This window comes from Glycomyces mayteni, from assembly GCF_042428885.1.
Lineage (GTDB): Bacteria > Actinomycetota > Actinomycetes > Mycobacteriales > Micromonosporaceae > Glycomyces > Glycomyces mayteni.
Genome location: NZ_JBHMBP010000002.1, coordinates 693,529 through 705,312 on the forward strand (window position 1 = coordinate 693,529; position 11,784 = coordinate 705,312).

At 72.9% G+C, this 11,784-nt stretch carries 9 protein-coding genes; all 9 read left to right on the top strand.

Annotated elements, in window-relative coordinates; translation table 11 throughout:
• The first annotated feature begins 22 nt into the window (after window positions 1–22).
• Complete coding sequence (locus tag ACFFXY_RS09925; protein WP_382349146.1) at window positions 23–820, top strand: TlyA family RNA methyltransferase; 798 nt, start codon at window positions 23–25, stop codon at window positions 818–820.
• A gap of 139 nt (window positions 821–959) precedes the next feature.
• Window positions 960–1,859 (top strand): NAD kinase, encoded by a 900-nt coding sequence (locus ACFFXY_RS09930; protein ID WP_382349149.1) that lies wholly within the window; start codon window positions 960–962, stop codon window positions 1,857–1,859.
• A gap of 59 nt (window positions 1,860–1,918) precedes the next feature.
• Complete coding sequence (gene recN, locus ACFFXY_RS09935; protein WP_382349152.1) at window positions 1,919–3,655, top strand: DNA repair protein RecN; 1,737 nt, start codon at window positions 1,919–1,921, stop codon at window positions 3,653–3,655.
• A 73-nt stretch (window positions 3,656–3,728) separates the two neighbouring features.
• Window positions 3,729–4,925 (top strand): putative cytokinetic ring protein SteA, encoded by a 1,197-nt coding sequence (steA, locus tag ACFFXY_RS09940; RefSeq protein ID WP_382349155.1) that lies wholly within the window; start codon window positions 3,729–3,731, stop codon window positions 4,923–4,925.
• The gene (locus ACFFXY_RS09945) at window positions 4,922–5,851 is read left to right on the top strand and encodes a copper transporter (protein WP_382349157.1); all 930 of its coding nucleotides are present in this window, start codon (window positions 4,922–4,924) and stop codon (window positions 5,849–5,851) included. The genes steA and ACFFXY_RS09945 overlap by 4 nt, the downstream gene beginning before the upstream one ends.
• Window positions 5,852–5,861: 10 nt before the next feature.
• Window positions 5,862–6,758 (top strand): hypothetical protein, encoded by an 897-nt coding sequence (locus ACFFXY_RS09950; RefSeq protein ID WP_382349160.1) that lies wholly within the window; start codon window positions 5,862–5,864, stop codon window positions 6,756–6,758.
• Entirely contained in the window at window positions 6,755–8,419 is a 1,665-nt protein-coding gene (murJ, locus tag ACFFXY_RS09955) for a murein biosynthesis integral membrane protein MurJ (protein WP_382349162.1), read from the top strand. The genes ACFFXY_RS09950 and murJ overlap by 4 nt, the downstream gene beginning before the upstream one ends.
• Entirely contained in the window at window positions 8,416–9,513 is a 1,098-nt protein-coding gene (locus tag ACFFXY_RS09960) for a glycosyltransferase family 4 protein (protein ID WP_382349165.1), read from the top strand. Before murJ ends, ACFFXY_RS09960 begins: the two co-directional genes overlap by 4 nt.
• Window positions 9,514–9,516: 3 nt before the next feature.
• Window positions 9,517–11,757, top strand: coding sequence for an alkaline phosphatase family protein (locus tag ACFFXY_RS09965; RefSeq protein ID WP_382349167.1), 2,241 nt, complete (start codon window positions 9,517–9,519; stop codon window positions 11,755–11,757).
• Window positions 11,758–11,784 lie beyond the last annotated feature (27 nt).

An 11,784-nucleotide genomic window follows, 5' to 3' on the forward strand; every position in this document is an offset into this window, starting at 1 on the left:
CTAGAGAGACACCGACCGCGCCATGCCGACGCGCTACCGACTCGACGCCGAACTCGTGCGCCGCAAGATCGCCCGCTCCCGCGAGCACGCCCGCGAGCTCATCGCGGACGGCCGCATCCACCTGCGCGGCATACCGGCCACGAAGGCCGCCACGTCCGTCACCGGCGACGACTCGATCCGCCTCGTCGGCGACGCCGACGACTACGTCTCGCGCGGCGCCCACAAGCTCATCGGCGCCCTCGATGCGTTCGGCGTGGACCCGGCCGGGCTCCGCGTCCTCGACGCGGGCGCCTCCACCGGCGGCTTCACCGACGTCCTGCTGCGCCGCGGCGCGGCCGAGGTCCTCGCCGTGGACGTCGGCTACGGCCAGCTCGCCTGGAAGCTCCAGACCGACGAGCGCGTCACCGTCCACGACCGCACCAACGTCCGCCACCTCACGCCCGAGCAGCTCGGCGGCCCCGTGGACCTCACCGTCGGCGACCTCTCGTTCATCTCGCTCGGCCTCGTCCTGCCCGCGCTCGCCGCCTGCACGAAGCCCACGGGGCTCCTCCTGCCGATGGTCAAGCCGCAGTTCGAGGTCGGCAAGGGCCAGGTCGGCGCGGGCGGCGTCGTCGCCGACCCTAGGCAGCGCGCAGACGCCGTGTGGAACGTCATCGAGACCGCCCGGGGCCTGGGCTGGACCACCACCGCGGTCGCCGCCAGCCCCCTCCCCGGCCCGAAGGGCAACGTGGAGTTCTTCTGCCGCATGCAGACCGGCGGCGAGCCCGTCGCCCGCGACACGGTCGACGCCGTGGTGGCGGCGGGCCCGCAGACCCCGTAGACCGGCCTGCGTCCCAAGCGAAGCGGTTCGCGCCGAACTGTGATCGGAAAGCGTTGTCTTCGGTATGCTCACCCGTACCGGGCGCCACGGCCCCCGGTGTACAGTTCGAGGCCCTGGAACCGTCTGAGAAGGAGCGCGAGTGGGGTCGCAGCAGAAGCCCGGCCGCGTCTTGGTCGTGACGCACCCGCTTCGCGAGGACGTCGCCGAACTCGCCGAGAAGCTGGCCGCCGCCCTCCGCTCCGCCGACGTCGCGGTCCGCATCCTCACCGGCGAGATCCGCTCCCTCCTCCACCCCGACGCCCTCCTGGTCGTCGACGAGGAGACCTCCGCCACCGCGGACCTCGTGCTCGCCCTCGGCGGCGACGGCACGGTCCTGCGCTCGGCCAAGCTCGCCGCCGAGGCCGACGTGCCGCTCCTGGGCGTCAACTTCGGGAAGGTCGGCTTCCTCGCCGAAGCCGAGACCGGCGAGCTGGAGACCGTCGTCTCGCGCCTCCTGGACGGCGACTACGGCGTCGAGGAGCGCACCGCCCTGTCGGTCGAGGCGACCGGCACCGACGGCGAGCTGCACCGCTCCTGGGCGTTCAACGACATCGCCGTGGAGAAGGCCGAGCCCGCGCGGATGCTCGAACTGTTCATCGAGATCGACGGCACCCGCATCTCCCGCTACGGCTGCGACGGCGTCGCCGTCGCGACCCCGACCGGCTCGACCGCGCACGCGATGTCCGCGGGCGGCCCGGTGGTCTGGCCCGATGTGGACGCCCTGGTGGTCGTCCCCATGAACGCGCACGCGCTGTTCGCCAAGCCGATGGTCGTCCACTCCTCCTCGGAGATCCGCATCGGCGTCGAGTCCGTCGGCACCGAGGGCGCGCTCATCGCCGACGGCAAGGAGCTCACCCGCCTGACGGCCGGTTCGACGGTGACCATTCGCCGCTCGCGGCGCCCGGTCCGCCTGGTGCGCATGTCCGGACAGCCGTTCGCCTCCCGCCTCGTCTCGAAACTCTCTCTGCCCGTTGACGGTTGGCGGCACGGGCGAATCTAGCTCGCAACAAGCGCCTCTCCACCGCCCGATGTCGGTGCGTGCGGGTACAGTCTTGAACTGTGTTGGAGGAGCTTCGCATCCAGAACCTGGGCGTGATCGCTGACGCCACCCTGCCGCTCGACCCTGGTCTGACCTGCATCACCGGCGAGACCGGTGCCGGCAAGACCATGGTCGTCGCCGGTCTGGGTCTGCTGTTCGGCGGTCGTGCCTCCCGTGCCCCCCTCGGAGCGGACCGCGCCCTTGTGGAGGGCCGCTTCGCCGTGGCCGAGGCCGCGCTCGAACTGCGCGAGCGCGCCATCGAGGCCGGAGCCGACCTGGAGGACGGTGAGCTGCTCCTGGCCCGCTCCGTGTCCTCCGAGGGCCGCTCCAAAGCCTGGGTCGGCGGCCGCTCCGCGCCCGTCGGCGTCCTCGCCGAACTCGGGGAGCTCGCGATCTCGGTCCACGGCCAGTCCGACCAGATGCGCCTGCTCCAGCCCGCCGAGCAGCGCGCCGCGCTCGACCGGTTCGCCGGCGCCGACCACGGCAAGCTCCTCGACGCCTACCGCGCCGCCTTCCACGAGCTCGGCGCGTGCGCCTCCGAGCTGTCCCGCCTGCGCACCAGCGCCCGCGAGATGGCCCGCGAGGCCGACATGCTCCGCCTGGGCCTCGACGAGATCACCGCCGTCGACCCGCAGGAGGGCGAGGAGTCCGAGCTCGCCGAGGAGGCCCTGCGCCTGGAGAACGCCGAGGCCCTGCGCCTGGCCGCCGCCACCGCGCACGGCGCGATCACCGGCGACCCGGCCACCGGCGAAGGGGGCGCCACCGACACCGTCGGCGCCGCCGCCCGCGCCCTGGAGCACGACGCGCACTCCGACCCCAAGCTCGCCGAGTTCGCCGAACGCCTCGCCGAAGCCGGTGCGCTCCTTGCCGAAGCGGCCGTGGACCTCTCGTCCTACCTCGACGACCTCTCCGCGGACCCGCGCCGCCTGGAGGAGATCTACCAGCGCCAGGCCGCCCTGAAGACCCTGTACCGCAAGTACGCCGAGGACCTCCCCGGCGTGCTCGCGTGGGCCGACAACGCGAGCAAGCGCCTCGGGGAGCTCGACGTCTCCGACGAGCGCGTCGCCGAGCTGGAGTCCCAGCACGCCGAGCTCACCGCCCGCGCCGCCGACCTCGCCACCCAGCTGCGCGCCTCCCGCCGCGCCGCCGCCGAGCGGTTCTCCGGCTCGGTCTCCACCGAGCTCAAGGGCCTGGCGATGCCGCACGCCGAGGTCGTGGCCGCCGTCGAGGCCCGCCCGGCCGGACGCGGCAGCGTCGACCTGGCCGTCGAGACCGCCGTCTCGGGCGCGTCCGAGGACGGCGCCGACGAGGTCGAGCTGCTCCTGCGCCCCCACCCCGGCTCCCAGCCCGCCGCCCTCCACAAGGGCGCGTCCGGCGGCGAGCTGTCCCGTGTGATGCTCGCCATCGAAGTCGTGTTCGCCGAGATCGGCGGACCGCCGGTCCTCGTGTTCGACGAAGTGGACGCGGGCGTCGGCGGCGGGGCCGCCATCGAGATCGGCCGCTGCCTCGCCAAGCTCGCCCGCCGCCACCAGGTCCTCGTCGTCACCCACCTGCCGCAGGTCGCCGCGTTCGCCGACCGCCACCTGGTCGTCTCCAAGGACACCTCCGGCGCGGTCACCGTCTCCGGCGTGCGCGTCGTGGACGACGCCGCGCGGGCGCGTGAGCTTGCTCGCATGCTCGCCGGGATGCCCGACTCCCACCTGGGCGTCGCGCACGCGGAGGAGCTGCTGGCCGAAGCCGCCAAGATGAAGTCCTAGCGCCGCGCCCGTCCACCGTTGAGCGGCGCGCCGCAGCATCGGGCGTGGCCGCCAGATGGCATGATGATGCACGATGCGTGTACCTAGCTTGCGTTTGCCCGGGCGGAACCAGGAGGGCGAGCCCTCCGAGGGACGGCTCGTCGGCACCGCCCGCCTCGACCGCCGCACGAAGCGGCTCTGCGGTCGCCTCGAACCCGGCGACATCGCGGTCATCGACCACGTCGACCTCGACCGGGTCGCCGCCGACACCCTCGTCGGCACCGACGTGGCCGTGGTCGTCAACGCCGCCAAGTCGATCTCCGGCCGCTACCCGAACCTCGGACCCGAGGTCCTCGTCAAGGCCGGGATCGTCCTCATCGACGGCGTCGGCGACGAGATCTTCGACAAGGTCCGCGAGGGCAAGACCGTCGCCGTCGAGGACGGCAAGGTCTACCTCGGCACCGAACTGGTCGCCGAGGGCACCGTGCAGACCGTCGACTCCGTGGCCGCCGACATGGACGCCGCGAAGGAGGGCCTGTCGATCCAGTTGGAGGCGTTCGCCGCCAACACCATGGAGTACCTCAAGCGCGAGCGGGACCTCCTCCTCGACGGCGTCGGCGTCCCCGAGGTGAAGACCTCCTTCAACGGCCGCCACGCGCTCATCGTCATCCGCGGATACAACTACAAGGAGGACATCGACGTCCTCCGGCCGTACATCCGCGAGTTCAAGCCCGTGCTCGTCGGCGTCGACGGCGGCGCGGACGCGCTCCTGGAGGCCGGCTACACGCCCGACATGATCGTCGGCGACATGGACTCCGTCTCCGACGACGCCCTGCGCTGCGGCGCCGAGATCGTCGTCCACGCCTACGCCGACGGCCGCGCGCCCGGCATGGAGCGCATGGACAAGCTCGGCGTCCCCGCGATCCCGTTCCCGGCGGCCGCCACCTCCGAGGACATCGCGATGCTCATGGCCGACGAGAAGGGCGCCGAGCTCATCTGCGCCGTCGGCACCCACGTCACCATGGTCGAGTTCCTCGACAAGGGCCGCGGCGGCATGGCCTCGACGTTCCTCACGCGCCTGCGCGTGGGCGGCAAGCTCGTCGACGCCAAGGGCGTCTCGCGCCTGTACCGCCAGGACATGTCGATCTCCGCGCTCCTGCTGCTCATCGTCTCCGGCCTCGCCGCCATGGCCACTGCCGTCGCCATCTCCACCGTCGGCCGCTCCTTCGTGGACGTCATCGCCGACTGGTGGGACGGGCTGCTCTTCCAGATCCAAAGGCTGTTCTCGTGATCAACTTCCGGTACCACCTGGTGAGCCTCACCGCGGTGTTCCTCGCCCTCACCGTGGGCCTCATCCTCGGCACCGCCGCCCTCAACGGCCCCGCCATGGAGGCCCTGGAGACCACCAGCCAAGGTCTGCGCGACTCCAACGAGCAGCTGCGCGCCCAGGTCGCCCAGTTGGAGGACCAGCTCGGCGAGGAGCAGGAGTTCGCCGCCGAGATCGCCCCCGCCTACCTCTCGGCGAAGCTCACCGGGAAGAACATCCTCGTCGTCGCCCTGCCCGGCGCCGACACCGGCGCCGTCGACGGCGCCGTCGAGATGCTCGGCTACGCCGGGGCCACCGTCTCGGGCCGCATCTCCGTGCTCGACGACTTCTTCGACCCCACGAACGCCGACCAGCTCGTCGACCTCGTCGACACCGCCACCCCCGCCACGGTCCAGACCCCCGTCACCTACGACGGCGTGCAGGCCATGAGCTACGTCCTCGCCGCCGTCACCACCGGCAAGGCCGCCGGGACCGCCGTCGAGATCGCCCCCGGCGACATCACCACCGTCACCACTGCCCTCAGCGAGATGTCGATGCTCACCGTCGAGACCGCCCCGACCGGCCTCGCCGACGGCGTCCTCGTCCTCGCCGGGGCCGGGGCCACCGACTCCGACGCCGACGCCCGCAACACCGGCATGGTCACGTTCACCAACGAGTTCGCCGCCGACGGCCCGACCGTCTACGGCGCCATGACCTCCACCGGAGACGGCAACCCGCTCAACGCGCTGCGCGCCGACAGCGCCGAGACCGTCGCCACCGTCGACAACGCCGCGTTCACCCAGGGTCAGATCGCCGCCGTCGCCGCGCTGGCCGAATTCATCAACTCCGGCACCGTGGACCACCTCGGCATCGGGGAGGGCGCTTCGGCCCTGCTTCCCGACGCGGCCTAGTATCGCGCCCATGAGCCAGTTGACGCGCACCGTCGGTAGGGCGTTCCTCGGAGGGGTCGCGGCAGGCGGCACCATAGCCGCGATCGGCGCGATCCGCCGTTCGAAATGGGCCGCCGACCTGGAACGGATCAACCACAAAGGCGACACCGTGAGCCTGGCCGAAGGCCCCGGCATCACGATCGGCGCCACCGCGGGCGCGGTCCTGGGCGCGAACTCCCCGGCCTACGCCGCGGCCGCCGCCACCTCCGGCGCCGTCGCCGGGGCCGTCGGCCTCTACGACGACATCGCCGACTCCAAGGGGGAGAAGGCGAAGGGCTTCAAAGGCCACGTCGGCGCCCTGCTCAAGGGCCGCGTGTCCGCCGGGCTCGTCAAGATCCTCGGCATCTCCGGGGCCGGGCTCGCCTCCGCGGCGCTCATCGACCTCCAGAACGGCGAGCTGACCGACGGCCGCCGCTCCCGCCTGCGGCGCCTGTGGAACGTCGGCGTCGGCGGCGGCGTGATCGCCGGCGCCGCCAACGTCATCAACCTGTTCGACCTGCGCCCCGGCCGCGCCCTCAAGGTCGTCACCATCGCCGCCGCCCCGCTCTCGCGCCCCCCGGGCCCCAAGTCCCGCCGCGCGACCGCCGCGGGCGGCGCCAACACCGCGCTCGCCGTCTCGGCCGCCGCGGGCGCCGCGATGTCCGAGGACCTCGAAGGCAAGACCATGCTCGGCGACGGCGGCGCGAACGCCCTCGGCGCGCTCCTGGGCCTCGCCTTCGTCGCCCGCACCGGCATGGTCGGCCGCCACGTCGCCCTCGCCGGGGTCGCCGCCCTCATCGCCGCCTCGGAGAAGGTCTCCTTCACCAAGGTCATCGCCGAGACGCCCGTACTGCGCGAGCTGGACGAGCTGGGTCGGACGAAGTCTTGACCGAGACCCGACGCGAAGTCGGTCGTGCCGCCTCGGTCATCGGTGCGATCACCGTCGCCTCCCGCCTGGCCGGGTTCGGCCGGACGATGGTGTTCACCTGGGCGGTCGGGTACTTCACCCTCGGCACCGCATATCAAAACGCCAACAACATCCCGAATATCATCTTCGAACTGGTGGCCGGGGGCGCGCTCTCGGCCCTCGTCATCCCCCTGCTCGCCGCACCGCTCGCTCGGCACAAGCCCGAGCAGGTCAGCCGCATCGCCTCGGCCCTCATCACCTGGTCCCTGACCCTCCTCGTGCCGGTCGGCCTCGCGGTCGCCGTCTTCTCGCGGCCCCTCATCGAGGCCATCGGCGGCTCCAGAGTCACCCCGGCGACCATCGACGTCGGTACCGAGCTGCTGATCCTCTTCGCCCCGCAGATCCCGCTATACGGCGTCGCGGTGGTCCTCACCGGCGTCCTCCAGTCCCACCGGCGCTTCGCCTGGCCCGCACTCGCACCGCTGCTCTCCAGCGTCGTCATGGGCGGGGTCTACGTCATCTACGGCCTCTCCTCGGGCCGCAGCCTGTACGCCGAGAGCATCGGCCAAGGGGAGATCCTGCTCCTCGGCCTCGGCACCACCGCCGGCGTCGCCGTCCTCGCCGGGTGCCTGATCTTCCCCCTGCGCGGCCTCAACCTGAGATTCCGCCCCACCTGGCGGCTGGAGACCCACGTCGCCGCCGGACTCAAGTCCCTCGCCATCGCCGGGGCCATCACCGTCGGCGCCCAGCAGCTGTGCCAGGTCCTCCTCATGCGCCTCGCCAACAACGCCGGGGACGGGCCCGTCGTGATCTTCACCGTCTCCCAGACGTTCTTCCTCCTGCCCTGGGCCGTGCTCGCCGTCCCCCTCGCGACCGCCGCCTACCCAGTGCTCGCCGAAGCGTTCTCGCTCGGCGAGATCGACCGCTACCAGCGCCGCCTCTCCCAGACCGGCCGCGCGGTCCTCCTGCTCTCTGGGCTCGGTGTCGCCGCCCTCGCGGGCCTGGCCGAGCCCATCGCCACCGTGCTCGCCTCGGTCGCCGCCGGAGACGACGGCGTCGACGGAGCCAACGCCCAGCTCCACCTCGAATACACCCTCACCGGCCTCGCCTTCGGCCTCTTCGGCTACTCCATGTTCGCGATCTACTCCCGCGGTCTCTACGCGGTCGGGCGCAACAAGTACGCCGCCGGGGCAACCTCCATTGGCTGGGCCGCGGGCGCGGTTGCGGCCGTCGTGCTCTCCCAGGTGATGCCCCTCGAAGACCGCACGCTCGCGCTCGCCATCGCGTGGTCCATCGGCATGACCGTCATCGGCCTCGCCCTCACCGCCGCCATCGCCCGCCACACCGGCATGGCGAGCCTCGCGGGCATCCCCCGCGCCGCGCTCGCCACCGTCGTCGCCGCCGTGGCCGCGGTCCTCGCGGCCCGCGAGCTCATCGTCCTGTGGGGCCACGCCGACACGATCTACACCGCGCTCTTCCAGGGCGTGGTCGTCGGCGCCGCCACGGCCGTCGTCTACCTCGGCATCGGGGCCCTCATCGGGGGATCAGGTGTCGTGCGCCCGGTCCTGCGCCGCGCTGGCAGAATACGGTCGTCAACGGAAGACGAAGCACACCAACCCGACGAAGACGGAGCAGATCAGTGAGCCACCGCCGTATCGCCTTGGTGCTCGGCCCCTCGACCGGCGGCATCGGGACCCACGTCGCCTCGGTCGCACAGGGCTTCGTGGAGCGCGGCGACGCCGTCCTGGTTGTGGGCCCGCCCGAGACCGAGGAGCGCTTCGGCTTCCGCGCGCGAGGCGCCCGCTTCGCGCCCGCGCCCATCACCGCGAAGCCCTCCCCGGAGCTGCCCCTCGCCTGGTGGGCCGCCCGGAACGCGCTGCGCGGGATCACCGCGCGCGGCGTCGACGTCGTCCACGCGCACGGCCTCACCGCCGGGATCACCGCGCTCGCCGCCCGCCCCGCGGGGGCCGCGCTCGTCACGACCTGGCACAACCAGCTCATCACCTCCGGCGTCAAGCGGCGCGTCTCCGACGCGATCGAGCAGCGCCTCGCCCGCGGCGTCGATGTCGCCCTCGCCGCCTCCTCGGACCTCCACGAGCACCTGGTGTCCCTGGGCGCCAAGGACGCCCGCCTCGCGCCCGTCGCGGCCCCGCCCAAGACCGCCCACGGCGCGCCCGGCACGGTCCGCGCCGAGCTCGGCATCGGCGACCGCCCCCTGCTCCTGTCCGTGGGCCGACTGCACCCGCAGAAGGACTACGACACGCTCATCGCCGCCGCGACCCGCTGGAAGGACCTGGACCCGGCGCCCGTCGTCGCCATCGCCGGGGACGGCCCCGAGCGCGACCGCCTCCAGGCCCTCATCGACGCCTCCGGCGCCGACGTGCGCCTCCTCGGCCACCGCACCGACGTCGGGGACCTCCTCACCGACGCCGACCTCTCCCTGGTCACCAGCCAGTGGGAGGCCCGGCAGCTCTTCGCGCAGGAGACCCTCCAGGCCGGCGTCCCGCTCGTCACCACCCGCACCGGCGGCATCCCCGAACTCGTGGGCGACGCCGGGCTCTACTTCGAGGTCGGCGACGTGGACGCCCTCGACCGGACCGTCCGCAGCCTCCTCGCCGACGCCGAGAAGCTCGACCGCTACCGCGCCGCCAGCCTCGCGCGCGCCGCGACCTGGCCCGACGAGACGCAGATGCTCGACGCCCTCGACGCGCTCTACCTCGAACTGACCGGAAGATAACCAGTGGTGCGCAACCTGGACGCCGGGCGGCGGGCCCGCAAAGCCCGCAAGTCCCTGTCCCGCTCCGTGTCCGAGAACCGCGGGCCCCTCGGCGTCTGGGTCGCCGTCGTGCTCCTCGCGGCGCTCGCGGTCCTCCAGCTCCTCCCCGACGAGCGCGAGGACGCCATCCCCGACACCGTCGACTCCGTGATCGTCCTCGGCGTCGGCGGCCTGTCCTGGACCGACATCGACGCCGACACCACCCCGAATCTCGCCGCGCTCGCCGAGAACGGTTCGCTGGCCGAGCTGAACACCGACTCGGGCCGCAACTTCACGTGCACGCTCGACGGCTGGCTCACCCTCTCCGCGGGCGCCCCCGCCGTCGCCGGGAACTACGGCGACTCCGCGGACTGCGGGCCCGTCTCCGACGAGAAGATCGACGACGACAACGGCGTCACCACGGTCGGCGACATGACCGACCTCGTGGCCCTCAACCGCGACCTCGACCAGGGCGCCGAGGTCGGGATGCTCGCCGCCGGGACCTCCTGCGCGACCGGCGTCGGCCCCGGCGGGGCCTACGCCACCGCGAACTCGGTCGGCCGCGTCGGCGAGTACGACTCGACGCTCCCCACCGGCCGCGACCTGGCCGCGCTCCTGAACGAGTGCCCGCTCACCGTCGTGGACGGCGGCGTCCTCTCCTCCGACGAGGAGCTGCGGGCCGCCGCGCTCGACCAGCTCGACGACACCGTCGCGGCCCTCGACGCCGCCCGCTCGGGCGACACCGCGCTCATCGTCACCGGCATCAGCCAGACCGAGGAGCCCAACCGGCTCCTCGCCACCGTCGCGAACTTCGGCGCGACCGACGGGCACACGCTCCTCGACCTGCCCGCCGAGCGCCCCGGCTACCTGCGCCTGACCGACCTGACCGCGACGATCCTCACGCTCCTGGACGTGCCGCTCCCGGACTCGGTCTCCGGGACCGCCGCGGGCGCCGCCGAGGACACGCTCTCCTACGCCGACCGGCAGGCGGTCTTCGACGACACCGACGTGCGGCTCATCGCCGCCGCGACCGCCGCGCCCGCGACCCAGTGGCTCCAGGTCGTCCTGTTCCTGGCCCTGACGTTCGTCGCGTGGCCCCTGCTGCATCTGCTGCGCCGCGCCGGGCAGCCCGGCGTCAAGCCCCCGCCGCTGTGGCTCATGCGCCTGAACATCGTCTCGGCGCTCGTGTGCGCCCTGTTCACCGCGGCCGCGATCCTCGCCGACTTCTTCGAGTGGTGGTCGGCCGACCGGCCCGGCGTCGTCGGCCCGCTCACCGCCCTCGGCATCGCCGTCGTGTGCGCGTTCGCCGCGATCCTCATCCCCGGCCGCCGCGGCCCCGCGAGCCTCATGGTCACCGTGTCCGCGTTCGGGATCGTCGTCACCGTCATGGCGATGGTCATCCACACCGAGGACCCGCTCGGGACGCTCCTGGGCGACTACACCGTCGCCGACTCCGCCTCGAACGAGCTCGGCCCGGTCGCCACCGGCATGTTCATCGCCTCCCTGTGGCTCCTGGCCGCCGCCGCGGCCTGGCGCCTCCCGCGCCGCTACCAGGCCCCCGTCATGGCCGCCATCGGCAGCCTCGGCGTCCTCGTCGTCTCCGCCGGGTTCCTCGGCGACTCCGTGCCCGCCGCGGTCGCGATCATCGTCGGCACCTGCCTCGCGGCCGCGCTCGCCACCGGCGGCTGGGTCACCTTCCAGCGCTTCGCGTGGTCGGGCCTGGCGGGCGTCGCGGTCCTGTTCGGGCTCTCCTGGATCGACTTCCAGCGGCCCGCCGCCGAACGCGGCGAGCTGGGCGCGTTCCTCGGCGACGTCCTCGGCGACACCAACGGCGTCATCGCCTCCGGGGTCGGCTCGAACGTCGTGTCGGTCTTCACGTCCCCGATGAGCCTCCTCGCCGTCATGGCGGGCGCCTACTGCTGGCTGGTGCTCCTGCGCCCCGGCGGCGGCCTGCGCCGCGCCTGGGGCCTGTACCCGCCGCTGCGCGCCGCGTTCTCGGCTGCCGTCTTCGGGTCGGGCATCGCCGGGCTCCTCCTCGGCAAGGGCATCATGAGCCTCGGCTCGGCCCTCGCCGTCATGGTCCCCTTGGCGGTCATCATGAGCCACCGCGTCCTCGCCCGCGCGCACGTGAAGGACGGGGAGTACTCGGACATGATCGTCGACGCACCCTCGTGGGTCGATGAGGAAAACAGCGGCGAAAGTGTTAGTGTGGAATCCCGTGGATGAAGCGATCCACCGGCCGCTTTGAAGAGC

Bases quoted from the DNA above. Each gene is read 5' to 3' on its own strand.
- ACFFXY_RS09925 (WP_382349146.1), top strand. From the start codon at position 23: ATGCCGACGCGCTACCGACTCGACGCCGAACTCGTGCGCCGCAAGATC.
- steA (WP_382349155.1), top strand. From the start codon at position 3,729: ATGCGTGTACCTAGCTTGCGTTTGCCCGGGCGGAACCAGGAGGGCGAG.
- ACFFXY_RS09950 (WP_382349160.1), top strand. From the start codon at position 5,862: ATGAGCCAGTTGACGCGCACCGTCGGTAGGGCGTTCCTCGGAGGGGTC.